Source organism: Nitrincola nitratireducens, assembly GCF_000585235.1.
GTDB classification, from domain to species: Bacteria; Pseudomonadota; Gammaproteobacteria; order Pseudomonadales; family Balneatricaceae; genus Nitrincola; species Nitrincola alkalisediminis.
This window is the reverse complement of the sequence record NZ_AONB01000007.1, coordinates 61,107-84,636: the sequence shown is the minus strand read 5'-3', so window position 1 is coordinate 84,636 and position 23,530 is coordinate 61,107. Positions and strand designations below refer to the sequence as shown.

General features: G+C 46.4%; 26 protein-coding genes and 1 pseudogene. 15 read left to right on the top strand and 12 right to left on the bottom strand.

Annotated elements, in window-relative coordinates; all coding sequences use genetic code 11:
• The first annotated feature begins 105 nt into the window (after positions 1 to 105).
• The 9 genes and pseudogenes from D791_RS08240 to D791_RS08205 all read left to right on the top strand — a co-directional run bounded on the left by D791_RS08240 (position 106) and on the right by D791_RS08205 (position 10,582).
• Positions 106 to 1,755 carry a transporter substrate-binding domain-containing protein gene (locus D791_RS08240; RefSeq protein ID WP_237748571.1) on the top strand — a complete coding sequence of 550 codons (1,650 nt, stop codon included), beginning with the start codon at positions 106 to 108 and terminating at the stop codon, positions 1,753 to 1,755.
• A 10-nt stretch (positions 1,756 to 1,765) separates the two neighbouring features.
• Positions 1,766 to 3,184, top strand: a complete 1,419-nt coding sequence (locus tag D791_RS08235) for a sigma-54-dependent transcriptional regulator (RefSeq protein WP_036510116.1) — start codon at positions 1,766 to 1,768, stop codon at positions 3,182 to 3,184.
• 339 nt (positions 3,185 to 3,523) lie between these two features.
• Positions 3,524 to 4,797 (top strand): annotated as a pseudogene (locus tag D791_RS08230) (dicarboxylate/amino acid:cation symporter).
• Positions 4,798 to 4,910: 113 nt separating this feature from the next.
• Positions 4,911 to 5,738 carry a cache domain-containing protein gene (locus D791_RS20840; protein ID WP_237748570.1) on the top strand — a complete coding sequence of 276 codons (828 nt, stop codon included), beginning with the start codon at positions 4,911 to 4,913 and terminating at the stop codon, positions 5,736 to 5,738.
• Complete coding sequence (locus D791_RS20835; RefSeq protein WP_237748569.1) at positions 5,699 to 6,790, top strand: methyl-accepting chemotaxis protein; 1,092 nt, start codon at positions 5,699 to 5,701, stop codon at positions 6,788 to 6,790. Before D791_RS20840 ends, D791_RS20835 begins: the two co-directional genes overlap by 40 nt.
• A gap of 175 nt (positions 6,791 to 6,965) precedes the next feature.
• Positions 6,966 to 8,066, top strand: a complete 1,101-nt coding sequence (locus tag D791_RS08220) for an ABC transporter substrate-binding protein (RefSeq protein ID WP_036510113.1) — start codon at positions 6,966 to 6,968, stop codon at positions 8,064 to 8,066.
• A 71-nt stretch (positions 8,067 to 8,137) separates the two neighbouring features.
• Positions 8,138 to 9,091, top strand: coding sequence for a FecCD family ABC transporter permease (locus tag D791_RS08215; protein ID WP_202806837.1), 954 nt, complete (start codon positions 8,138 to 8,140; stop codon positions 9,089 to 9,091).
• A gap of 7 nt (positions 9,092 to 9,098) precedes the next feature.
• A complete protein-coding gene (locus D791_RS08210) occupies positions 9,099 to 9,851 on the top strand; it encodes an ABC transporter ATP-binding protein (RefSeq protein WP_036510111.1) in 753 nt (250 codons plus the stop codon).
• Positions 9,852 to 9,988: 137 nt separating this feature from the next.
• Positions 9,989 to 10,582, top strand: coding sequence for a LysE family translocator (locus D791_RS08205; RefSeq protein ID WP_036510108.1), 594 nt, complete (start codon positions 9,989 to 9,991; stop codon positions 10,580 to 10,582).
• Here the strand turns inward: D791_RS08205 and D791_RS08200 are convergent.
• From D791_RS08200 to D791_RS08190, 3 genes are all read right to left on the bottom strand, one after another.
• Positions 10,579 to 11,046, bottom strand: a complete 468-nt coding sequence (locus D791_RS08200) for a helix-turn-helix domain-containing protein (protein ID WP_036510105.1) — start codon at positions 11,044 to 11,046, stop codon at positions 10,579 to 10,581. The genes D791_RS08205 and D791_RS08200 overlap by 4 nt on opposite strands.
• Entirely contained in the window at positions 11,036 to 11,398 is a 363-nt protein-coding gene (locus D791_RS08195; protein WP_036510103.1) for a DUF1801 domain-containing protein, read from the bottom strand. Before D791_RS08195 ends, D791_RS08200 begins: the two co-directional genes overlap by 11 nt.
• Positions 11,399 to 11,468: 70 nt before the next feature.
• Complete coding sequence (locus tag D791_RS08190) at positions 11,469 to 12,092, bottom strand: glutathione S-transferase (protein ID WP_036510100.1); 624 nt, start codon at positions 12,090 to 12,092, stop codon at positions 11,469 to 11,471.
• Between the two features lie 291 nt (positions 12,093 to 12,383).
• Here D791_RS08190 and D791_RS08185 point away from each other — a divergent pair, with 291 nt between their 5' ends.
• Both D791_RS08185 and D791_RS08180 read left to right on the top strand, forming a co-directional pair.
• Complete coding sequence (locus D791_RS08185; protein ID WP_036510097.1) at positions 12,384 to 12,656, top strand: type II toxin-antitoxin system TacA family antitoxin; 273 nt, start codon at positions 12,384 to 12,386, stop codon at positions 12,654 to 12,656.
• Entirely contained in the window at positions 12,653 to 13,150 is a 498-nt protein-coding gene (locus tag D791_RS08180; protein WP_036510096.1) for a GNAT family N-acetyltransferase, read from the top strand. The genes D791_RS08185 and D791_RS08180 overlap by 4 nt, the downstream gene beginning before the upstream one ends.
• An 89-nt stretch (positions 13,151 to 13,239) precedes the next feature.
• On the opposite strand, the gene D791_RS22190 is transcribed toward D791_RS08180, so the two are convergent.
• From D791_RS22190 to D791_RS22015, 7 genes are all read right to left on the bottom strand, one after another.
• Positions 13,240 to 13,410, bottom strand: coding sequence for a transposase (locus tag D791_RS22190; RefSeq protein WP_475095953.1), 171 nt, complete (start codon positions 13,408 to 13,410; stop codon positions 13,240 to 13,242).
• Positions 13,411 to 13,670: 260 nt separating this feature from the next.
• Positions 13,671 to 13,958, bottom strand: a complete 288-nt coding sequence (gene nadS, locus D791_RS08175; protein ID WP_036510093.1) for a NadS family protein — start codon at positions 13,956 to 13,958, stop codon at positions 13,671 to 13,673.
• On the bottom strand, positions 13,951 to 14,292 hold the full coding sequence (locus D791_RS08170) for a type II toxin-antitoxin system RelE/ParE family toxin (RefSeq protein WP_036510089.1): 342 nt from the start codon (positions 14,290 to 14,292) through the stop codon (positions 13,951 to 13,953). Before D791_RS08170 ends, nadS begins: the two co-directional genes overlap by 8 nt.
• 498 nt (positions 14,293 to 14,790) lie before the next feature.
• The gene (locus tag D791_RS20335) at positions 14,791 to 15,138 is read right to left on the bottom strand and encodes a response regulator transcription factor (RefSeq protein ID WP_202806836.1); all 348 of its coding nucleotides are present in this window, start codon (positions 15,136 to 15,138) and stop codon (positions 14,791 to 14,793) included.
• The gene (locus D791_RS20330; RefSeq protein WP_202806835.1) at positions 15,096 to 15,437 is read right to left on the bottom strand and encodes a hypothetical protein; all 342 of its coding nucleotides are present in this window, start codon (positions 15,435 to 15,437) and stop codon (positions 15,096 to 15,098) included. The genes D791_RS20335 and D791_RS20330 overlap by 43 nt, the downstream gene beginning before the upstream one ends.
• 707 nt (positions 15,438 to 16,144) lie before the next feature.
• Positions 16,145 to 16,369 carry a hypothetical protein gene (locus D791_RS20010; protein WP_157682283.1) on the bottom strand — a complete coding sequence of 75 codons (225 nt, stop codon included), beginning with the start codon at positions 16,367 to 16,369 and terminating at the stop codon, positions 16,145 to 16,147.
• Between the two features lie 73 nt (positions 16,370 to 16,442).
• The gene (locus D791_RS22015; RefSeq protein ID WP_420329342.1) at positions 16,443 to 16,610 is read right to left on the bottom strand and encodes a DUF2971 domain-containing protein; all 168 of its coding nucleotides are present in this window, start codon (positions 16,608 to 16,610) and stop codon (positions 16,443 to 16,445) included.
• Positions 16,611 to 17,432: 822 nt separating this feature from the next.
• Between D791_RS22015 and fabI the strand changes: the two genes are divergently transcribed.
• Positions 17,433 to 18,221, top strand: coding sequence for an enoyl-ACP reductase FabI (fabI, locus tag D791_RS08155; protein ID WP_036510084.1), 789 nt, complete (start codon positions 17,433 to 17,435; stop codon positions 18,219 to 18,221).
• Positions 18,222 to 18,271: 50 nt separating this feature from the next.
• On the opposite strand, the gene D791_RS08150 is transcribed toward fabI, so the two are convergent.
• Positions 18,272 to 18,649, bottom strand: coding sequence for a Fur family transcriptional regulator (locus D791_RS08150; protein ID WP_036510081.1), 378 nt, complete (start codon positions 18,647 to 18,649; stop codon positions 18,272 to 18,274).
• Between the two features lie 190 nt (positions 18,650 to 18,839).
• On the opposite strand from D791_RS08150, the gene folE2 reads away from it, so the two are divergent.
• Genes folE2 through D791_RS08140 form a run of 3 tightly spaced genes read left to right on the top strand, consistent with a single transcriptional unit; the run spans position 18,840 to position 21,167 of the window.
• Positions 18,840 to 19,736, top strand: a complete 897-nt coding sequence (folE2, locus tag D791_RS08145) for a GTP cyclohydrolase FolE2 (protein ID WP_036510078.1) — start codon at positions 18,840 to 18,842, stop codon at positions 19,734 to 19,736.
• Positions 19,705 to 20,208 carry a dihydroorotase gene (locus tag D791_RS20830; protein ID WP_237748568.1) on the top strand — a complete coding sequence of 168 codons (504 nt, stop codon included), beginning with the start codon at positions 19,705 to 19,707 and terminating at the stop codon, positions 20,206 to 20,208. The genes folE2 and D791_RS20830 overlap by 32 nt, the downstream gene beginning before the upstream one ends.
• Positions 20,121 to 21,167: a dihydroorotase gene (locus D791_RS08140; protein ID WP_237748567.1), complete on the top strand. Its 1,047-nt coding sequence runs from the start codon at positions 20,121 to 20,123 to the stop codon at positions 21,165 to 21,167. Before D791_RS20830 ends, D791_RS08140 begins: the two co-directional genes overlap by 88 nt.
• Before the next feature lie 58 nt (positions 21,168 to 21,225).
• On the opposite strand, the gene D791_RS08135 is transcribed toward D791_RS08140, so the two are convergent.
• Positions 21,226 to 23,490 (bottom strand): TonB-dependent receptor, encoded by a 2,265-nt coding sequence (locus D791_RS08135; RefSeq protein ID WP_036510075.1) that lies wholly within the window; start codon positions 23,488 to 23,490, stop codon positions 21,226 to 21,228.
• Positions 23,491 to 23,530 lie beyond the last annotated feature (40 nt).

Genomic DNA, 23,530 nt, shown 5'->3' with positions numbered 1-23,530 from the left:
CTGTGCTGTATCTTCGCACCAGCACTCAATACTTATTGCACTAACATGATATGATGGGACCCGTCTAAGAACCGCGATCCTATCGTCATGTCCAGCAGAACCCAAATGACACCGTATTTTTTTCGCTTTGTTGCGCTCTTTGTCAGTCTATTCGTTGCAAGCATTGCTCAGGCCGATAGACCCATTCTGGTAGGGGGCGACTTAAACTATCCTCCTTATGAATTTCTTAACGAGCAGGGTGAACCGGATGGCTACAATACCGAACTAACCCTTGCTATTGCTGAAGTCATGGGGATGGACGTCAATATCCAATTGGGTAGCTGGGATGACATGCGCAGCCTTCTTGAACAAGGCAAACTCGATGTTTTACAAGGCATGGCCTACTCCACTGGTCGCACCGACAAATACGATTTTTCACCCGCCCATGCTCTGGTTCATCAGTCCATTTTTGCCCGTAAAGGAACTGCAAAAGTAAACAACCTAAATGAACTCGCCGGTAAAGAGATTATTGTCCAGCGTGCTGGAGTGATGCACGACTTTTTCATTAACAGTGGTATTGATGCCAAATTAATTTTAGTGGATACCCATGCGGCTGCATTGCGCCTACTTGCATCGGGTCAATACGATTACGCGCTGGTTGCCAACCTACCCGGCTTGTATCTAGGCAAAGAGCTTGAGCTTTCAAACATCACACCGGTTGGCCGCCCTTTTGGTGCTAATCAATATGGCTATGCAGTGATGAAAGGCAATACCGACCTGCTCGCACAATTTAGCGAAGGATTAGCCATTCTAAAGAACACGGGCCGCCACCAAAAAATTTATGACAAATGGCTGGGTCCACTTGAGCAAGATGGCTTTCCATGGAAAGAAGTCGGACTGATTACGGGCAGTATTTCGGGAATATTACTGGTGATACTGGGCGGGATTGTTGTATGGAACCGTATGCTAACCCGTGAAGTGAGCCGCCGTACTGACGAGCTCAAGCAACAGCAAAAACAACTGATGCAAGCCGACAAAATGGCTTCTCTAGGAATTTTAGTGTCAGGCGTTGCTCATGAAATCAATAATCCAAGCAGTCTACTGTTACTGAATCTACCCGTCATTCAAGAATTTTATTCTGACGCTGAAGAGATTCTAGAAGCCCACTTTCAAGCGCATGGCGACTTTTACATTGCAGGACTTGAATACAGCCGAATGCGTGATGAAATTCCATCCATGCTGCAGGATATGCTCACAGGCGCACAAAAAATTCGCCGTATTGTGAATGATCTAAAAGACTTTGCCCGCGAAACACCTGATGACCTAAAAGAGCCAGTGGACCTTAATGAAATTTTAGAAGTCGCCATCCGACTGGTCGACAATACCATACGCCAAAGCTGCAACCAATTTAAGGTTGAATATACTCAACCGCTGCCATATTTTTATGGCAGCGCTCAAAAAATTGAGCAAGTGATTATTAATCTTATTGTCAACGCATGTCAGGCGCTGGAAACCTCCAACCAAGCCATTAATGTTCGTACATTTCTTAAAGATGAGCATCACCTGTGTTTAGAAGTTTGGGACCAAGGTAAAGGCATCGCGCCTGCGCATATGGCCCGCTTATGCGACCCGTTTTTTACCACTCGACGTGAAGAGGGCGGCACGGGTCTTGGTCTTTTCATATCCAGTAAAATCGTCCAAGAGCATGGAGGCAGTCTGGTATACGAATCCAGCTCGCAGGGCACGAAAGCTATCTTGACCTTTTCAGTTGCTTAGGAAGACCCATATGCAAAAAAATCTTTACCCTCAATTTGGTATTCTGCTAATTGATGATGAAGAAGCCTTTTTACGCAGTATGAGCATTGCATTGGAGCGTAAAGCCGGGTTTACCCACCTATATCGCTGCCAAGACAGCCGTGATGCCATGGCCATGATTGCCGAACACCCTATCGGAATCGTGCTTCTAGACATGACCATGCCGCATATATCAGGTGACAAACTTCTGCAGACAATTGTCACTGAGCGTCCGGACATTAGTGTCATTGTCCTCAGTGGACTGAATCAAATAGAAACGGCCCTAGATTGCATGCGCCTTGGTGCGTTTGATTATTTTGTCAAAACCACAGAAGAGCAAAAACTCATTGAAGGCATCAAGCGGGCCGTGCGAATGCAAGAAATGCACGTTGAGAACCAAGCATTGCGGCGTCATGTATTAACCAACACATTGGAGCAACCCGATGTGTTCGCAAACATCATCACGCAAGACAAACGCATGCGTGCCGTGTTTCAATACCTAGAATCAATTTCTTCAAGTCTGCAACCGGCGCTCATCACGGGCGAAAGTGGCGTAGGCAAAGAACAAATAGCTCAAGCCATTCATGACCTAAGTAAAAATACAGGTCCACTTGTCAGCGTCAACGTAGCCGGATTGGACGACAATGTCTTTTCTGACACGCTGTTTGGTCATAGTCGAGGGGCCTTCACAGGTGCAGAGAGTGCGCGCTCGGGTATGATTGAGCAAGCGAATGGAGGCACCTTATTTTTGGATGAAATAGGTGATTTAAGCCCAACCGCTCAAGTCAAACTCTTACGCCTGTTGCAAGAAGGCGAATATTATCCTTTAGGCAGTGACCGGCCTAAGCGACTGCGTGCCAGAATCGTCGCGGCAACCCATCAGAATTTAACTGAAAAACAAGCATCCGGTCATTTTCGTAAAGATTTATATTACCGTTTAAAAATCCATCATGTTGAAATTCCAGCCCTGCGGCACCGTGTCGATGACCTGCCCTTACTCTTCGAGTATTTCCTCACCCAAGCTGCAGAGGAAATGGGCAAAACCAAACCCACTATTCCCAAGGAACTGCCCATTTTATTGGCCAATTATCAATGGCCTGGGAATATCAGAGAATTAAAGGCGCTGATTTACGACGCTGTCAGTCGCCATCGAAGCAAAGTACTCTCGATGGAAACCTTCCGCTCAGTTTTAACCAATAATGGCCCTAGTGCGCCTCAGGACCCGTCAGCAAACAACACAGCACGGGTATTTTTTCCAATAGATCAGCCCTTACCATCCTTGCAGGAAATCAACGACCTTCTTGTCGAAGAAGCGATGAAGCGTGCACAAGGCAATCAGTCTCTTGCATCACGTCTCATTGGCGTGTCTCAACCAGCACTGAGTAAACGTTTAAATAAAAAAACATCATAAACTCCCGCCAAAAACCCCTATAACCTTGGTTATAACTATAACCAAGGTTATTCCACAGCCAACTCTCTGATACAAAACCTTTTCTAGAAAATTATTGAAGAGTCACTATTCCATTAGGAATACCCCTTCCAATGATTCCAAACAGATCAAAGCCTATTTTTAAAAACAAAATCAAATACTTAAACTCATCCTCACGATTGGCACAGTGCTTGCTTTAATGAAATCCATCATTGCATCTAGATACGGCACAGGTTGTACCGTCTAGGCATGACTTTGTCCTCAACATTGGGGAATCCAACGTTAACAACTCTGACAAATAACAACTAAAAAGGCAGTACTATGAAAGACTCTCAACACGCCAAACAACCCGGGTTTTGGAGCAGAATGCCACTGTGGCAAAAAATTCTGATTGGTATGGTGCTAGGCGCTATCGCAGGCTCCATCATGGGTCCAAACGCAGAAATGCTTAAACCCCTTGGGACACTGTTTCTCAACGCCATACGAATGCTGATTGTTCCGCTGGTTTTTTGCTCACTCGTTGTTGGCGTTACCTCCATGCAGGACACTCGTAAAATGGGGCGCATAGGCGTAAAGTCCCTTGTGTTATATATGGGGACGACAGCCGTTGCGATCACCATTGGTCTGGGATTGGGTACTATTTTCGCCCCAGGCGCTGGTTTAGACATGACCGCTCCAGCCGTAGCCCAAGCGGCAAAAGAAGCGCCGACGCTGGTCGAAACGCTGCTCAACATGATTCCAACCAATCCTATTGGTGCACTTGCTGCTGGAAATATTCTACAAATTATTATCTTCGCATTGGGTTTGGGTATTGCATTGACCCTGTCCGGCGATATTGCAAAACCCGCAATTGCTTTATTTGAAAGCCTTGCTGAAGCCATGTACACCTTAACGGGCTTGGTCATGAAACTGGCACCTTACGGTGTGTTTGGTTTAATGGCCTGGGTTGCTGGCACCTATGGTCTGGAAATCTTGCTGCCTCTAATAAAGGTCATCACTGTCGTTTATATTGGCTGCATCCTCCATGTGGTGGTATTTTATAGCGGTCTGCTGAGCGTTGTCGGTCGCCTAAATCCAATCAATTACTTGAAAGGCATCGTGAGTCCTGCAGCAGTGGCCTTTACCACCACCAGCAGTGCTGGCACCTTGCCAGTCAGCATCAAAGCCGCTCAGGAGGAATTAGGGGTATCTAAAGGTATTTCCAGCTTCGTACTGCCCATGGGCGCAACGATTAATATGGATGGAACGGCACTTTACCAAGCGTTTGCGCGCTGTTCATCGCACAAGCCTTTGGCATTGACCTAGAAATGTCTGACTACATCGTCATCATCGCCACTTCTACACTGGCGTCGATTGGCACTGCAGGGGTTCCAGGTGCAGGTATCATTATGCTATCGTTAGTCTTAACCACGGTAGGTTTGCCGATTGAAGGCTTAGCGATTATTGCAGGTATCGACCGAATTTTAGACATGGCCCGTACAACAGTAAACGTATGCGGTGATTTGATGGTATCGACACTGGTTGCCAAAAGCGAAAATGAACTCGATCAAGAGATTTATTCCGCGCTTCCAACAGCAAACCAAATCAATACTTAAACAGTCCCGTTTAAGCCTTCCACTAGCGCCAGATGGACGCCGTCTATCTGGCCTTAGATCGCTGATCACCACTTGGTGGTCACTATAAAAAGCGTTCTATACTAGGTGCCGAAATGAAAGTATCCCAAAAAGTCGCTCTCTATGCCTCCGCAATTGTGATATTGGCTTTCTCCCTCTACTCGTGGATACAGTACAGTAGTTTGAAAAATGCCCTATTCACCAAAACCACAACAAGCACCCAAGAAAGCAGTCGTGCCTTAGCCGTACAGGTAAATAACTGGTTGAATGGTAAACTCGCTTTAATTGATGTTGCATCACAAGCGATTGACAGTGACTTCTCTAATCAATCCATTCAAAAAACCTTTGATCTACCGATCTACAAACAAGAGTTTTTGTTGATGTTTGGGGGACTGGATGCCGAGGCCGTGCGCTTTAGCAATGATCCGAATTGGAACCCGCCGGGTTGGGATGCTCGCAAACGTCCTTGGTACCCTGTTGCTAACGCCCATAAACGCGCCGTGTTTACGGAACCTTACCTGTCGACTGAAGGTGACGTACTGATTTCGGCTGTCGCAAACTTCTATGACAAAGGCCAGTTTAAAGGTGCATTCGGCGGAGACCTGAGTCTTAGAACCGTTTCCGATGCTGTCAACACCCTTAATTTCAATGGGACTGGCTATGCGTATCTTGTCAATGAGGCTGGCAAAATCATCAGCCACCCCGACACCGACCTGAATGGAAAGAACATCACAGAGTTTATCGCAGGTAACCTGCCACAGCTAAGTACCGAACTGACACGCGTCAGTCTAAAAGACGGCAGTCATGCTACATTACCTTTACCCCACTACCGAACCTATATGGCGCTAAATGGTTTATTGGTGTTGTCCTTGACGAAAACAAAGTGTTACAGGATGTCCGTGAGTTTGGCTGGATTGCGATGATCAGCACCCTTATTGCCGCCGTTATTGCGTCCATTACTCTGTACTTGGTCGTGAGCGGTCTGCTGAAACCCTTGCAAGGCCTGCATAAATCCTTACAAGAGATCAACAGCGGTGATGGCGACCTAACCAAACGCCTCAGCATTGTGAGTAAAGATGAGTTTGGTCAAGTGTCAGCCGACTTCAATCATTTTATTGACTATCTACAAGCGCTGATACAAGAAGTAAAACATTTGTCTAGCGATGTCCGACTCAACACTGACAAAACCGCTGACTCGTCAGTACGATCTGCCAAACAACTGCAGAAGCAATTAAGTGAGCTGGATCAGTTAGCGGCCGCCATGCATGAAATGTCCGCAACAGCGCACGATGTAGCAGACAATGCTCAAACCGCCGCTGATCGCGCAAATCAAGCCGATATTGCAGCAAAAGACGGTGAAGCCGTCGTAATGCGTACAACCCAAACCATCGCTCAGTTGACCGAGCAAATGAGCGGGGTTGTGAATACCATCAATGATCTCGTTGGATACAGTAACAATATTGAATCCATCCTCACGGTTATCACGGACATTGCGGATCAGACCAACTTACTGGCCCTAAACGCGGCTATCGAAGCTGCGCGCGCTGGCGAACAAGGTCGAGGCTTTGCGGTTGTTGCGGATGAAGTGCGCACGCTTGCCCTCAAAACACAAGAGTCCACTAAACAAATCAAAGCCATGATTCATCAATTGCAAGGCGGTGTTAAAAGTGCTGAGAGCGTCATACTCAAAAGTCGTGAAAACGCCAACCAGACGCAAGAGGTCGCCAATCAAGCGCGTGATTCGTTGCAGGTCATCCGTAAAAGCATCATTGAAATCAACAATATGAACGTACAAATCGCCACCGCTGCAGAACAGCAAAGTGCGACAACCCTTGAAATCAACCGCAATACTACGAATATCCGTGATATCAGCCAAGCCGTTGCCGAAGCCGCTCAACATCAAGAAAGCCTTTGCAACACCATGGTGGATCTGACCAACCAACAAGCCAACGCGCTAGACAAATTCAAAGTCTAGTACTCAAGATAGGCTACCTTTGACCTTAAGCCTGCGCGCAGGGCCAAAGGTAGCCTCCAACATCGCCAACACCGCCTCTCAAACACGCCCTGCGACATTATGCCACAACACCTTTTAGATCAGTTGGCTATACAATTCAGCGCAATAATATCGAACTCATTGAAAGGCATGGTTTATGAAGCGACTGATCAGCGCATTGAGCATTACATTTTTACTACACTCGGGCATCTCTTTTGCTGAGATCGTAATCAATGACATTCAAGGCAGAAGCGTCACATTGAATGCACACCCTGAAAAAGTTGCCCTTGGCTTCTACTACGAAGACTACTTAGCTGTTGCAGGTACTGAAGGCTTCAACAAACTCGTTTCGTTATCTAAAGCCCCATGGGAAAGCTGGAGACCCGGCCAATGGAATGCTTACACAGATGCCTTCCCTCCCTTAGCCACTCTGCCTGATTTTGGTAACGCCGAGGATGGAACCTTATCGACCGAAGCATTGATCGCAACCTCACCCGATGTTTTAATTCTCGCGAGTTGGCAGTTTGATTCGATTGGCACAGGCATACAACAAATTGAAGCCGCTGGCATTCCTATCGTAACCCTTGACTACAATGCACAAACACTCGAAAAGCACATCGCCTCAACTCGAATTCTAGGTCAATTGTTAAATCAAGAAGATCGTGCTGAAGCATTAGTAAACTTATACGAAGCAAAACATCAGGATACACTACAACGTGTTAAGACTGCGCATAGCCATGGAGCCATCTCAAAGAAAATCTATGTAGAGCTCGCACAAAACGGCCCTGATGCGCAAGGGAATAGCTATAGTAAAGGCATGTGGGGCGGCGTTATAGACCTGCTTCAAGGGCAAAACATCGCAGCTGGGCAAATCGAAAACTGGGGACCTCTCTCACCGGAATACATCATCGCATCGCAGCCGGACGTTATTCTTTTAGCAGGCTCTGAATGGCTTAATCGACCCTACTCCGTTCAACTTGGTTTTGGAGCCGATGCATCCTTGACGCATCAACGCATGGAAGCCTATCTCAGTCGTGCAGGCTGGTCGTCTCTCCCCGCTGTTCAGAACAGAGACGTGTATGGCGTGTATCACGGAGGCAATCGCACCTTGTCAGATTTTGTGTACATGCGCGCGATTGGCCAAGCGCTATACCCTGACTACTTCACAGATGTCGATCCTGCTCAAGAGCTCCAAGACTTCTATGCTGAGTGGATGCCTATTTCTGCGACGGGTCTCTTCGTCACACGTCTACAATAATGTTCTTCTCTCTGCTGTCAACAATGCGCAACTCTGCCCTATACAGAATTGCGCTCTGTTTTGTATGCCTGATGATATTGATCGTTTTTGATCTGCTTACGGGCCCATCGGGAATGACTCTTCATCAGGTGATTGTGACACTCTTAGAAGGCCCTAATGGAGACAACAAGGCGTTCTCAACCATTATTTGGCTGATTCGTTTGCCGCAAACCCTCACGGCAATTGCCGTCGGATTTTGCTTAGGTTACGCAGGCTTAATGATGCAAACAATTCTAGCCAACCCTTTGGCAAGCCCCTACACACTCGGTTTTTCAGCCGCTGCTGGCTTTGGTGCCGCCTTGAGCATTCTGTTTGGTGCATCCTTACCCATCGCTGTGTGGATACTGGTTCCAGTGTCTGCCTTTGCATCCACACTTTTAGCCTGTGCTATTATTTATGCGATTGCGCACCTAAAAGGCAGCCACTCAGAAATTCTTGTGCTAGCCGGTATTGCGGTATTGTTCTTTTTCCAGTCGCTACAGTCCCTCCTGCAATATTTAGCAGCGCCAGAAGTACTGCAACAAATCGTTTTTTGGTTATTTGGCAGCTTACTCAAAGCCAACTGGACATCTGTATGGGTGATCACTGCAATCCTCGCCGTGACCCTACCCTTTAGCTTAAAAGAAGTGTGGAATTTAACGACACTTCGACTGGGCGATGACAATGCTGCAAGTCTTGGTTTAAATGTGAACGCATTGCGTAAACGCATTTTTATACATGTTGCACTATTGACTGCAGCCGCCGTTAGTTTTACCGGAACGATCGGATTTATTGGCTTAATATCACCCCATGTCAGCCGCGCCATCGTTGGTGAAGATCATCGATACTCGCTTTTATTGTCCGGTATGATCGGGTCAATTCTGCTGGTCTCTGCGTCCATTTTGAGCAAAACTATTTCAGCAGGAGCCGTTATCCCTGTTGGCATTATTACCGCAATCGTTGGTGTTCCGATGCTACTTATCGTCATTCTGAAAAAACAAGGCTAATCGGCTCATGCTGTTACTCACCGACTTTCAGGTTAAGATTGATCACAAAACTCGTTTAAACATCCCTAAAGCCGAATTAAGCAATTCGGGCATAATTGGAGTGATTGGCCCCAATGGCTCCGGTAAATCAACGCTTTTAAAAAGTTTAGCGGGCTTTTTAAATCACTCAGGCAAAAAGCAACTCGATCATCAGTGGCCATCCTCAAATCAAATTAGCTATATGCCCCAAGCCTACTTGGTCAAATCCAAGCTTAAGGTGGAAGATTGCGTGTTGTTAGGGCAACGCGAACAACTGAGTTGGAGAATAACCGAGACTCAGCGCTCAAAAGCGATGGAAATACTCAATGAGTTACAGCTGTCTCATTTAGCTAAACGATCAATGGACTCTCTTTCAGGGGGGCAGCAACAAATGGTACTTCTTGCCCAACGTCTTTCACGCAATCCAACGCTGCTGCTGTTGGATGAACCGACAAGTGCGCTTGATATGTACCACCAACTCGAAGTGTTATCAATTCTACAGTCTTTTATCCAAACCCATAGAACAACGGTTATCATTGCCCTCCATGAACTCACTCTGGCCAGCCGATTTACTGATCAATTAATCATCTTAAAAGAGGGTCAGCTAGTCAGCTATGGAAACACCCATCAGCTTATAACAGAAGCACTGATCAGTCAGGTCTATCAAATCGATTGTCAAATTTTGACAACACATGAGCAAAAACCAGTCGTTGTGCCGATTAGATCCAAACGCTGTGTTTAGGCGTTTAGGTGTTTAGGTGTTTAGGTAGGATGTTGATGAATCTGATTCGACCCTCCTGAACGCTCTAGGTCAATTTTGTTCAATACCTCACCCACGCCCTTCTCTATCCTTCATTGCTCAACTCAATGGAGGAAACCATGACCCTTTCAATGCTGTTCACTATGTCTGCTTTTGCTTTAGCAGCATCCATCTCACCGGGACCTGTCAATCTTGTCTGTTTAAGCTGCGGAACGCGCTTTCCGATTCGCACAGGTCTTGTGTTTGTCACCGGAGCAACGCTTGGCTTTATTGCTCTGTTTTATGCTGTGGGATTTGGGCTTTACTCCGTGCTCACCGTGTTTCCATTTATTGAAATTCTGCTACGTTGGTTGGGTGTGGCATTTTTACTTTTTATGAGTTTCAAACTGGCAAGTGACAAGGGCGTCGTGACCGAGAAATCAACCCACCCCACCCCCGGATTTATGACAGGCGCCCTTATGCAATGGCTAAATCCAAAAGCTTGGTTAGCTTCTGCCGCAGGGATAGGTGCGTATACAACCGCCAATGATCCACAACAGGTTGTCATCTTCGGGTTGCTCTACCTACCCATTTGTTGGCTATCCTTAAGCGCTTGGGTCTATGCAGGTGTGTTTTTACGCAAACACGTAGAAAACCCTCGCCTGCTTATGTTGATTAACCGTACGCTCGCATTACTCCTGGCGCTCAGCTGCATTTATCTACTGATTGATTAAGGTCCGTCTATATTGATTCGGCGTGGCAGCATGTGGCGTTTAAAGACACGCTGAAAATGCGGCTGATCCGCAAAGCCAACATTTTGAGCCACGTCGGCAATGGCCTTCCCCGTTTTCAGTTGCGTTCTACCTAGCTGAATGCGGCGATTGAGCAAATACGCATGGGGAGTCATACCAAAGTGCTGACTAAAAGCACGAATAAGGTAGCCCGAGCTATAACTAAAACGTTTGCATAAGGTATCTAGCGAAATCTCTTCTGTGACCTGCTCATCTAAGTAACGCGCAATGTAGAGATCCTCACGATAGCGATAGGTGCTTTTACCAGCTGTAATGGCACCAAGCGACCACTGTGTATGACTGTGCAGCGCATAATTGACCTGACGACCGTCCTCCACCTTGCGCAGTTCAACGTAAGGCATGCGCGGATCACGCCAAAAAATGGGAAGCGAGGTCTTAGATGTCATGTTTTGCAGCGTCCAACGCTAGTTGAAGGTAGTGTGCGAGCTGTTTATCTTGAATATCCTGCAACACATAAAGCTTGATGTGTCTGCGTCCTTTTCCTGTGCCTTCTAGATGCCCAAGCGAGTCATGAATTTTTGCACCCGACACAAATTCAACCGATACATGCTTTTTGTAGGCAAACACACCGCAAAATTGAACATCCGACGAGAATAAAATACCACCGTACTTCACCTCCTCGGAGATGGGTGCAAAAAGCTCACTGACCAGCGCACGCACCTGTTCTACAAGCGCGTATTGTTCAACACCTAGAACATGAATATCCTCTAATAACGCATCCACTGTTTTACCTTTCATGGTCTGCTCCTTTATTTACGTTGCAGTGACACATCAGACGCAAAATGATGCCACTGTTTGCACCGTTTGCTCAAACACCGGGACCTACAGGCGGGTACTTTATAAACTCTGGCTCATTCTCCATGCGAGCAGATAGGGCAACCAACGCTGGAAAATTCTCAGCGGGTACCAGTGTTGCAAGCATAGACTGAGTAAACTGCCAAGCCACTGCAGACGTAATGCTTGCCTGACTCCGTGAGACCTCAAAGATCGGCCTCTGTAATACCACTTCCTGCTCCAAGCTCTCGTAGGCGGCTAATAGCTGGCATCGCACGCGCTCCATCCAAGGCTCGAACTGTGCTGACGCAGGTCGTAAGTTGCGCTCATACACTATTTGTATAGTCTTTTCACAAGCAGCCAACGCAAGACTGACCGCACGCATCTCATGCTGCATTGTCGCCGCACTCTGAGACCATAGCGAGACTCCTTGGCTTTTGGTTGCCTCGATAAACTGCAGGATGAGCGAGGAGTCCATTAAAACCTCTCCGTCATCGCATATGAGTGACGGTGCTTTAACGACAGGATTAATGCTTTGGAACTCTTCAAATGTACTGAAAACCGATACCGCTTTGTGTTCAAACGGAACACCCAAGCACTCTAAAGAAATAGCAACTCGCCTTACGTAGGGTGAATCAAGCATTCCAATCAATTGCATAGAACCTTCCTTTTAATGCTAAGGAGCCTGTGGGATTAGACATTTTGAAATTAAAAACTCCAGCAAACAGCACGCCCTTTACTATAATCTTTATTCACCCTGAAACAAGCGAATAACACGACCTTCAGCAGAATTGCCGGATCATAGGCTGGTGCGCCGTTGTCGTCATTTCGTTGAGGCTCTGCTTGAATTGTTTGCTCGCATGCGTGCCAAAGTGACACAATGATTGCTTTTTGTATATTTAAGCACCACAATGAAGATGTGACAGTTTGACACAAAGGAGATTACATTATGGCTACCACTTTACCTCGTATCACTGCGAGAGTTGATGTCGATACACAAAACTTATTAACCAAAGCTGCTGCTCTCACCGGCATGTCTAGTATTAACTCATTTGTATTGAATGCCGCAATCGAAAAAGCAAAACAAGTGATTGAACATGAGCAAACACTAAAATTAAGCCAAGCAGATGCCATATTACTTATGGAAGCTCTCGATAAACCAACAACATTAAATGAAAAGCTTAAAACTGCCGCCAAACGCTATGAGACCAAAACCCAATGATGAAAACGGTATTGCTCGATAAAGATAAACACGATAGAAGCCGATTCAACTGCGGAATTGATGCGCTTAATAACTATTTGAAAGTCATGGCTAGTCAGCAAGCTAAAAAAGACAATACTCGAACATTTGTTTTAGAGGATGAAAAAAACACATCACTTATCATCGGCTTTTATACTTTAACAATGACACCCATTGACCTAAAAGCATTGCCCGATAAGTTACAGAAAAAGTATCAGTCATCAACTTCTGGCGGACTCATTGCTCGCTTAGCTATCGATGAACGCTATAAAGGTAAAGGATTTGGCGAATGGTTACTTATCGATGCTCTACGAAAACTACTGGCAGCTAGTGATAGTGTGGCATTTCCAGTCGTTATTGTTGACGCAAAAGATGGTGCTAAACACTTCTATGAGCGCTATGGTTTTAAAGCGTTTCAAGATGCAGAAAATAAGCTATTTATCACCATTTCAGATATTAGGGCAAGTTTAAGCTAGTTTATTGCTCGCCTTTAGGAAGCTAACGAGCCTGTCGGATTAGACATTTTGAAATCAAAATCCCCAGCATCAACAGCCCGTCATTTATTCTAATATTTATTTACCCTGAAACAAGAAAATAACACAACCTTCAGCAGAATGGCCGGATCATAGGCTGGTGCGCCGTTGCCGTCATTTCGATAGCGAGATTCAAACACGCTGAAATCTAAATCATTATCCACGACATGATTCAAATAGTATTCAAACGTACTAGGTTCGATCTAATCCGAAAACCGCAGAGGTATCATCTTGGTTTGGTTGTAATCGTAGTGTTTATACCGCGCCATCCCTTGCCACCTCTGAGGTAAGGTTTAGTTAACGGATTAGCCTTCATCTGTCACATAAGCCAAGGGCTATGGGGCTAATCCGACAGTCTCAACGCTCAGCTCACCGCGCAAACTTTGGGTGGCGGCTTTTATTCATCTTTGTACATAAAAGATGACGGCTAAAGTTTGTCCGGTGGAGCTGTTGGTTAGCATTTTTATGATGCCAAGGCTCTGAGCACAGTTTCCGGTTCTTTAGAAACTACATTTAGAAGAACTAAAGCTGGTCCTTGAGGTTTACGATCCCCTCTTTCCCAGTGACGAAGAGTACTGACACTTATACCGAAAGCTGAAGCAAACTCGCTTTGCGACATACCTACTTGAGCTCGAACTTGCTTTACATCTAGTGGACTGAACTCATGTACAATCGCACTTTTTACTTTACCACCAGAATAATCAATGGCCTCTTGGAGGCCCTGCTTAATACTTGAGAATGCGCTAGTCATTTGAACCACCATAATTTTGCAGAAGTAAACTTGTGAATTTAGCGAGGTCATTGCGCTCAGCTTTACTGAGGTTTGCCTTTTCACCTTTACCAAAAACGGTAAGAAGAAAAAGAGGTATAGCACCATTGTGATAATAATAAATCACCCGAACACCACCGCTTTTACCTCTTCCTTGTGCAGACCACCGTAACTTCCTAATACCACCAGTGCCTTGCATAAGATCGCCTGATTGCGGGTGCGTAGCTAAGTAATTTATGATACTCGCCCTTTCATCTTCTTTGAGCAAGCTCGAAACTCGCTTTTGAAATTCTGGTAGCTCTACGATAGTTTGCATAACACAAACTATAATCCAATGGATCACACCCGGTCAACTGATTTTTTGATGCAATCTGGATAGGGAGACGCCTCACGGCGCCTCTCCTCCCACACCACTGCGCATACGGATCACGCACAGTTGCCCCTTTGTCAGCTGTTCCTTCAACATCATGCAGATCTCTCAGGGTAAGACACGTAGCTTTCCTGACGTAGATGCCAGATTTATGAAATACAGCCTAATCGCAGATGGAAGGCTTTGCGGTCACGTGCCCGCTCGCCCCAGCTGTATCACACCTCAGATCTGGTTCGTGTACATCATCCCGTCATTTTGGATTGGGCATCCGTCAGCACCTGCCTCGCGGCAACACCCTTGCCCTTTTCCTAGCCTTCGGCTCTGCGAACATCAGGCAAGAGGACTTTCACCTCTCTAGTTACGTGTCATGCCCGACACACACGCCTCAATAACCGGCGCAACTTTTCAGCGTCCGGCACCGAAGGCGCGAAGTTAATTGACTTGTTAGCTACCATTTTCCAGAGGAAGGCGGCTAAGCAAGGTTGTCCCAGATGACGTGATCTCGGTAACACCCGCCGACAAGGATTCCTCACGCAAATTTTTTGCCGCCCATCCACCGCAGAAAATGAAATATGGGACGTCACTTCGTATTGTTTGAATAGTCCTAGCCAACGTGATACCAGCTTTCTTATCTTCAGGCCTATCCATATCTGAGATGACAATATCGTATGGACTTTCTTCGAATTTTCTAATGCCCTCTTCGGTATCGAGCGCGATATCTACGATATGCCCCATTTCTTGCAACGATGCTACAAGGTAGCTATTGTTCTTAGGCGTATCATCAACCCACAAAATGCGCTTACTTCTGGCAACAGGCTGTGCTCAGTGTTTAGTGATATTTCCTCCTTTCTCTCCAAGTGTTTTTCGATTGCCGCCAATCGCGATTGCACATCATTGACGATTTTCCTCTGTTGCTCAGACGCTTCCTCCATCGTTAACTCGTTACCGGCAACTTTGATCGTGAATTTCCGCCCTCGGGCAGATTCGATAAGCGTTTTGATTGGCTTATGAAACTTGTACAGAAAAAAGCCGAATATCGCTGGCCACGCTAAAGAAGACAACGCTGTAATCAGTTTTGACAGAGATTCCATTAGATAGTCCTTTTTACAGCTAACGAGCCTGTAGAAAAACCTAATCTCGACACGTTTTTCTACCAGAGATCGCTGTATATTGTTCATTTTCAATTGCTGACTTTAATCAACAATCAGTTCTTTATCCTGCCTTGATGGCTTTAACTTATGCAGACCTTCGGCAATTGGCTTGCAGAGCCTCATTTAATAGCAAGGGCATTCTGATTTCCACCGCCTTATCCGCTCAATCCACTATCAACATCTGGTTGTAGTCAGAATGCTTGAACTTTGCCATCCCAGAACCTCCGTTTCCTGAAAGTCTTATCAAGGCATAGATGGAGAGGTTTTTCTACAGCCTGAACGTCTGCAGCTGCGGCAAATTGCGAGCACAGGGCAGTAAGAAATCATGGACTACTGGCGTTATAGCTGCCCAAAATTCACACAACAGACCTTTGTTGAATGGGCTGGCCAAAGCGTACGCTTTTCATTTTGGGCGAGGGCCTACTATTACCAACAAATTAGCCGTGCTAAATCACATAATATGGCGATTCGAGCACTGGCATTTAAGTGTATCAGAATCGCTTTCCGCTGCTGGCAAACAAAAACGCTTACAATGAGAGCACCTACCTTGAAAGCCTGAAAAAGCGCAATTCACCGCTCTTAAACTATGCGCCTTCAACGTAAATCATCGCTGTTGTCCACCTCAGGATGTGTTGTTATGTGAATATTCACAAGTTATCAATAAATATTGCCTTATGAACCTCATAAGAATCTTCAGAAATTGCTGCTCTTCTAATTTCAACACCGTTAAAATCACGCGCTGCTTCTATAATTTCTTTGTCTGTAACTCCACAGCTTATACCGAGGATAATTTCTTTTAACTCGATAGTGCTGTCAAAATTTTTAAAGTGTAAATCATTATTCTCATCAAGGCTATTTAGATCAAAGAACACTCTACTTTCCTTTTCATAACTCCAATCTATGAACTTGCAGCACCTTGCAAACTTTACTTTTCGCCATTCATCATCAGTTCCTCCATGGCTTGAAAAAAAAAACAATATAAGGCTCTTCTCTATACTCGACATCATTTAGAATCTTATCATCCACATCAAATCCGAGAGCTATACCTTGATGTCTGTCTGCATAATGTGACCATTGTACTGGGTTTCTATAATCTCTACTGAAGCATATCATACCCAGTTCTTCGTTCCATTGCTCTCTTAAATATGTAAAATCATCACGCCAGCCGTTCAATATACGGACAAAACAATCAAAAGGGTCATTTAAGTTATTAATTCTCGACACTTTTATATGTTTATTTTTTAAATTGCTAAGCCCCCAACGACTACTTGTAAAATAATATACTCTCATATGGTTAACTCGAACTGAAGTCTAGTGCAACACATAACAAATAAACGGTTATACAGCGACTCAGCCACATCTATAACTACCTGTTGAACGCCGCTCAGCACTTAATGCTTTTTATGATCGGTGGAGGTTCCGTGGCGTTAGCGCCTTTCATTCGAACCAGCACTATCGTGCTACTCGATCTCAATCCCTTAAAGCTTATTTACTTTGTGGCTTTAATGAACTTTATAGCCACATTTCTGCTGTTTAGCAACACACTCACCTAAACAGGTCACTGGCTCATGACCACATAATTGACAGTGCGCAGGGTATGAACTAACGACTTGAACTGCCTGATCACACTCAACCTTTAGCCCCTGTCCCAGCTGCCGCCGAATCAGAGTCAGTAACAAACATCGTCGCTTAATTGCATTCGATAAAAATCCATAGTGTCGAGGTAGTGCCCCAAGTCAACTCGCAAGGAGCTACTCGACTTGGCAGCGGTTAATAACCTCGCTAAGTAAGCCTCAGTAAGCGACCGAAGGAAGTGCCTCTGGCCCTACTGAATGAAACCGCGAATGCCATCACAACGCCATCTGAACGTCATATTCCTCCGCTAATGTATGCATATTGACGAATTTTTATATGACCCTACTCTCAGGAATAAATATGAACAGCTATGTAACGCCTCCCTTTCTTTCGCTAGCAGGCAAAAAAGGACTGATTACGGGCATTGCCAATGATAAGTCAATCGCCTATGCCGTCGCCAAGGCGATTGTCGAACTAGGTGGTGAAATTATTATCACGTATCAAAATGAAAAAACAGCGCAGTATACTAGACCCCTTGCGGCAGCACTGGGAGCCACAGATTTTCTAAAACTGGATGTAACCGAGCCAGAAAGTTTAGAGACGGTAGTGGCTAAATGTCGGGACGCTTTTGGCGAGATTGATTTTGCTATCCACTCCATGGCCTTTTGCAAAGCCGATGATTTACACGGTCGTGTGATTGATTCCTCCGAGGATGGCTTTAATTTAGCCATGAACATTTCGTGTCACAGTTTTCTGCGGATGGGCAAAGCCCTTGAGCCACTGATGGCACACGGCGGCGCTTTGATTACGATGTCCTATTTAGGAGCAGAGCGAGTGGTACATGATTATGGCGTGATGGGGATTGTGAAAGCGGCGCTCGAATCTTCAGTGCGTTATATGGCATACGATCTAGGGCCTAAGGGAATTCGTGTTTTCGCAGTTTCACCGGGCCCGATAATGACTCGAGCGGCTTCCGGTATCAGCAACTTTAGTCATCTACTTGAGGCAGACGCGCACAAAGCACCTCTGGGTCGGACGGTGACGATTGATGAAGTCGGAGCCCTAACGGCTTTTCTCTGCGCCAAAGGGTCATCAGGGATGACAGGTCAAACGATTTATGTGGACGCAGGCGCGCATATTATCGCGTAAGGTATTCAATTTAGCCCACTTGAAGTCTAGGTGGGCTAAAATCACAACGCTCAACGACCATCCCCACACTCTTTGCAACACCCATATAAAATAATTTCGTGATCTTCCACCCTAAACCCTGAGGGTGCCATCATCTGTAAATTACCGGGACATGCATCAACATCAAACACACGCTCACATTGTCTACACTGAAAATAATGATGATGTGTGTGCACTTCAAGCTCGTAGCGTGGATTCTGGCCCGGCAGCACCACACTCTTAATCCGGCCTTCGCTCTGAAGGGCTTTGAGATTTCGGTATACCGTCGCAAGTGACAGACTGGGCACATGACACGTTGCTAAGTCCAGAACTTCCTGGGCGAGCAACGGACGCCCGGCTGTCGCAATCACGTCAAGGATGGCTTCATATTGACGCGTTTTTCGTTCCATAGATTTTCACTCATTTATTTTCAAAGCTACTGACCAAAATACCAAGCAAGCACACAGCAACAGAATACTGACAGCTATACATAATTCTTGTCAATTCATTAATGATAATGCATTATCATTAGCAACAAGACAAAAATGAAGACATACGATAACTTAGCGATCAGTTAAATGCCTAAACGGGACACCCTAGATGAATGCGCCACTTCCTGATGTTTCATTAACCGACATAGCACCCACGTTACGCCCTTTGCAGTGGGTGGGTATGCAATCCATTGATATTCCTGTCACTCTTGAGGAAGTCGGTTATCGGCGAGAGCTTCATGCACGTGCCGACGTACAGGTTAACTTACCGACACCCCACATAAAGGGCATTCATATGTCCAGACTCTATCAATTACTGGACAAGCTCAGTCATGGGATGGCGCTTTCACCCGCTCGTTTACACGAACTGCTTGAAGCAATGATCGATAGCCATCACGATTGCCACACCCAGAGCGCTAGATTGCGTCTGAACGTTGATCTCCTAGTGCGCCGACCCGCACTGGTTACACAAGGCCTATCCGGATGGAAGTCTTACCCTCTACGTATCGATGCTGAGTTGATCGATGGAACCTTTCACTGCCAGCTTAGAGTAAGGGTTGACTACTCATCGACCTGCCCTTGCTCTGCAGCATTATCACGCCAACTTATAGCAAACGCCTTCCTTCAGGAATTTGGCCGTACCGCTCAAGTAGAGCCATCAGTCGTAGCATCTTGGCTTCAGCAATTTGCCAGTCTTGCTACGCCTCACAGTCAGCGAAGTGAAGCCGAAGTGACGGTTAGTTTACCCTCTGATGCTGAGATGCTGGGCGCTTTAAAACTCATAGAATGCATTGAACACGCTGTTGGCACTCCTGTACAAACAGCCGTCAAGAGAGCCGATGAACAAGAGTTTGCTGCGCTCAATGGCCAAAATCTGATGTTCGTGGAAGACGCCGCACGCCGCATAGAAGCGGCCCTTTTCGCTTACACGGAACCCCAGGTTCATGTACGCCATTTAGAAAGCCTTCACCCTCATGATGCCGTGGCCTGGACGATGCCAGCTTGAAGGTGCCCCCTTATCACTCAATCAACCGGAGGTTGAGCACCGTATGCCACCAAAATTAACGCTCGATAAACGACTAACGCAACAACACGCCGACCTGCTGATCAAAGGCGGCATCGCCATAACCCCCAGTGGGGCTGAACAACTTGATATTGCCTGTATCGAAGGCACCATCGTGGCACTCGGTGCGCTGGCCGGAACCTGGACAGCGGATACTGAACTTGATGCGCGAGGGTTGCATATACTCCCCGGTGTTATCGATAGCCAAGTGCATTTTCGTGAGCCCGGTCTGACCCACAAAGAAGATCTGGAAACAGGTACACGAGGCGCTGTACTGGGTGGAGTCACAGGTATTTTCGAAATGCCGAATACGAACCCACTCACGCTTTGGCAGATGACTTACACGCAAAGCTCGACGCTGCCAAAGGACGTGCTTGGTGTAATTATGCCTTTTATATGGGCGGCTCTGCGGTGAATGCTGATCAGCTTCACACCTTAGAAAAAATACCTGGATGCGCAGGAATCAAAGTGTTTATGGGGAGTTCTTTCGGCGATTTGCTGACCGATGATGACACAGTGTTACGACGTATTTTAGCAAATGGCCATCGACGCATGGCCGTCCATGCAGAGGATGAAGCGCGTTTGCGTGAGCGAAAAGCAATCGTTGAAGCCAGTCAGGACGTTCGTGATCATACGATCTGGCGCGATGTTGAAAGTGCGCTTAAAGCAACTCAGCGGATTGTTAATTTAGCTGCTAACACAGGGCGTCGGCTGCACCTGTTGCATGTTTCAACAGCAGAGGAAATGCGCTTCTTAGCGAGGCACAAACGCTATGTCAGTGTCGAGGTGACACCCCACCATCTCACCCTATGTGCACCCGAATGCTATGAGCAACTGGGCAGTTTGGCACAGATGAATCCTCCTGTGCGTGAGAAGCGCCATCAAGACGCTTTATGGGAAGCCCTTCGCAACGGACTTGTCGATGTCATTGGCAGCGACCATGCACCTCATACCCTAGACGAAAAAGCGCAACCCTACCCACAATCCCCCAGTGGAATGACAGGAGTACAAACCCTACTCCCCACTATGCTGAATCATGTAAATTCCGGTCACCTAACACTGCAACGCTTGGTCGATTTAACCAGCGCAGGCCCTGCGCGCATTTTTGGTATTGCCGGAAAAGGACGCATCGCTTTAGGCTATGATGCCGATCTAACCCTAGTCGACCTATCGGCTAAGCGTAGAATTGAACATAACTGGATTGCCAGTCATAGCGGATGGACACCTTATGATGGCATGGACGTCACTGGCTGGCCGATTCACACGGTCATCCATGGGCAAGGCGTGATGATCGATGAAGCATTGGTGGGGAAACCCATGGGTCAACCCTTACAGTTTCTGGAGATCCCCTCGAAAGCCTTATCTGACGTTTGAGACACCCACCCACCTTACCCAGATCAACGCTTGTCTGGGTAAGGTTACGAGTGAATGATTAGAATGTTAGCTTCACGCCGACATACGCTGAACGCCCCATCCCTGGAACGGCTATGCCCCATGGAATACCATTGATGGCCATTGTTCGACCTTGTCCCATGTATGCCCCACCTGTCGGTAGGCTGTAATTGCGGTCAAACAGGTTTTCTACACCAAAATCCAAACGCACTTGCTTCCAACTGTGACTTGCACGCACATTGACCAAATGATAACCGGAGGTCGTTACCTCATTACGAACCCCTGATACCTTCCGCCTATCATCTACCAGGATTAACTCCATAGCATTGTCCCAATTATTCTTTTGATGACGTAAAGTGAAGCGAGCATTTAAAGGCATGATATTGTAAAGGCTGTCACCACTGTCTCGATTCTTACCATCCGTGTAATTGAGCACTGTATTAAGCCCCCATTGCCCCCAATCATTAGACATCAAGGGCAAACCCATGGCTAAATCAACACCGTATAAACGAGCCGACTGATTGGTAAACTGCAAAACATTAAATTGATCGGCTCCCCAGCTAGACCGTTTGATGGCATCGATATAATCATCAACATGGGTATAGAAAGGCGTCGCACTGATATTCCAACGACGGTCAGGAGCATGCCAATCAAAGGTTGCGGATACTGTATACGCCGTTTCGGGTTTAAGATTCACATCGCCTATGTAGCCGTTGCCATCTCCCACAAAATTGTTCATAGTTGCCGCCATCGGCCAACTTGACCAAGTATAGCGTTCGTACACATTAGGCGAGCGTACTTTACGTGCAAGCCCTAACTCAATGTCTAGGGTGTCACTGTGACGATAACGTGCCAACAGTGCTAAATCGATATTATGATCGGTTTGTTTACGCGACTGTGCGTTGAAAGCCGTAGATTCTGCTAGCTGATTGCCAGGCATATTCGCTGCTGCATATCCCTGCACGGCATCAGCATTCATACGAACATGCTCATACCGAATCCCTGACAGGCTGCTCCAACGTTCACTGTGCTGTTGCTCTACTTCAGCAAACACGGCGGTTCGATCACGCTGCCCATTATTGATGTTTAGAAAGGTATTCGGCCCCATACCACCGCCCGAAGCGGTCCAATAATCATCCAAACGGTAACGTTGCAGATCAGACCCAACTCGTAGCAAGCGAGTGTTTGTCAGCTCAATATCGCCTTTTAAACTAACGCCTGTATTGTCACTTTCCGAATACATGGGCATTCCGGCTGCACAGGTACCCGCTGGATCTCCATGGAAACGTATTGGGTCACAAGGGTTTCCTGGCCCAGAGAGGGTTCCATACCAAAAACGCTTATCTGCACCAAAATCCATAAAATGGTCAACCCTTTCATGGTATACGCGCGCTTCCATTAATCCCCAATTAAAATCACGTCTCCACCCAAGATTCACCAGCTTTTGAGTGTTTTTCAGTAAATCCATGCGCTGATTCGGAAAGAGCTGTTCTGGCATCTCCTGATAACTGAAGCGAGTGTCAAAGAGATTATCACCGGCTTGTATTGCGATACCGAGTGCATGATTCTGCGTTTCATAGGCTGTCGAACCGACCTCATCTAAACGCAGGGTGTGGCCTGGACGATCCGTGCCAGTGAAGTCTTTAAATGCGCCTCCCGCTTTGTAGTTGTCTGCTTGACTCCACGCTCCATCGTATTGAATGTTGATTTGTTCAGTTGCATAACTGGCTTTAAGATTTCCGCCTAATGCATTGTTATTGCTTCGATAAAAGGCACCAAGCTCTCCTTTAACCCTAGACTCCTCTCCAGAGGATGCAAATTCAGGTACGGCACGCTCAGCGATAATCGTACCACCAATACTATCGCCTCCTACACTGACGGGAGTGATCCCAGCGTAGACTTTTAACAGGCTAATATTGCTTGGCTCAACATACGAAAGTGGTGGATTCATGTGATTCGGACATGCAGCAATCAAATCCATTCCATCCACTTTGACTCGTAATCGATCATCGGCCAAACCACGAATAGAAGGTAAACTCGATACACCACCCGCCCCGTATAGGCTCACACCCGGAATATCCCTAAGTAAACTGGCGGTGTCATTGGTAATTGATCGTAGCATTTCGATGTTGGCTGGACTTTGCCTGATAGCGGCATCCATGTTTAGCGGTAAAGGTTTAGTAACCTCCAATCGGGTATCCGCATGCACTGGATTAGCACCTCCTGTCTGACTGAATAGAATACAAGCAATCGCGCAGGATAAGGATGTCGGTTTTACAATCAGCTCTTTTATGTTCACACGCATGTTATTTCCCAAAGAGTGGTATATCCACTTCAACGCCTTT

Bases quoted from the DNA above. Each gene is read 5' to 3' on its own strand.
- D791_RS20330 (WP_202806835.1), bottom strand. From the start codon at position 15,437: ATGGAATCTCTGTCAAAACTGATTACAGCGTTGTCTTCTTTAGCGTGG.
- D791_RS08210 (WP_036510111.1), top strand. From the start codon at position 9,099: ATGCTGTTACTCACCGACTTTCAGGTTAAGATTGATCACAAAACTCGT.
- D791_RS08240 (WP_237748571.1), top strand. From the start codon at position 106: ATGACACCGTATTTTTTTCGCTTTGTTGCGCTCTTTGTCAGTCTATTC.
- D791_RS20830 (WP_237748568.1), top strand. From the start codon at position 19,705: ATGATGCCGTGGCCTGGACGATGCCAGCTTGAAGGTGCCCCCTTATCA.
- D791_RS08235 (WP_036510116.1), top strand. From the start codon at position 1,766: ATGCAAAAAAATCTTTACCCTCAATTTGGTATTCTGCTAATTGATGAT.
- D791_RS08215 (WP_202806837.1), top strand. From the start codon at position 8,138: ATGATATTGATCGTTTTTGATCTGCTTACGGGCCCATCGGGAATGACT.
- D791_RS08150 (WP_036510081.1), bottom strand. From the start codon at position 18,649: ATGGAACGAAAAACGCGTCAATATGAAGCCATCCTTGACGTGATTGCG.
- D791_RS08195 (WP_036510103.1), bottom strand. From the start codon at position 11,398: ATGAAAGGTAAAACAGTGGATGCGTTATTAGAGGATATTCATGTTCTA.
- D791_RS08200 (WP_036510105.1), bottom strand. From the start codon at position 11,046: ATGACATCTAAGACCTCGCTTCCCATTTTTTGGCGTGATCCGCGCATG.
- D791_RS08170 (WP_036510089.1), bottom strand. From the start codon at position 14,292: ATGCAAACTATCGTAGAGCTACCAGAATTTCAAAAGCGAGTTTCGAGC.
- D791_RS08190 (WP_036510100.1), bottom strand. From the start codon at position 12,092: ATGCAATTGATTGGAATGCTTGATTCACCCTACGTAAGGCGAGTTGCT.
- D791_RS20840 (WP_237748570.1), top strand. From the start codon at position 4,911: ATGAAAGTATCCCAAAAAGTCGCTCTCTATGCCTCCGCAATTGTGATA.
- D791_RS08220 (WP_036510113.1), top strand. From the start codon at position 6,966: ATGAAGCGACTGATCAGCGCATTGAGCATTACATTTTTACTACACTCG.
- D791_RS08205 (WP_036510108.1), top strand. From the start codon at position 9,989: ATGACCCTTTCAATGCTGTTCACTATGTCTGCTTTTGCTTTAGCAGCA.
- D791_RS08135 (WP_036510075.1), bottom strand. From the start codon at position 23,490: ATGCGTGTGAACATAAAAGAGCTGATTGTAAAACCGACATCCTTATCC.
- folE2 (WP_036510078.1), top strand. From the start codon at position 18,840: ATGAATGCGCCACTTCCTGATGTTTCATTAACCGACATAGCACCCACG.
- D791_RS22015 (WP_420329342.1), bottom strand. From the start codon at position 16,610: ATGATATGCTTCAGTAGAGATTATAGAAACCCAGTACAATGGTCACAT.
- fabI (WP_036510084.1), top strand. From the start codon at position 17,433: ATGAACAGCTATGTAACGCCTCCCTTTCTTTCGCTAGCAGGCAAAAAA.
- nadS (WP_036510093.1), bottom strand. From the start codon at position 13,958: ATGACTAGCGCATTCTCAAGTATTAAGCAGGGCCTCCAAGAGGCCATT.
- D791_RS08180 (WP_036510096.1), top strand. From the start codon at position 12,653: ATGATGAAAACGGTATTGCTCGATAAAGATAAACACGATAGAAGCCGA.
- D791_RS08185 (WP_036510097.1), top strand. From the start codon at position 12,384: ATGGCTACCACTTTACCTCGTATCACTGCGAGAGTTGATGTCGATACA.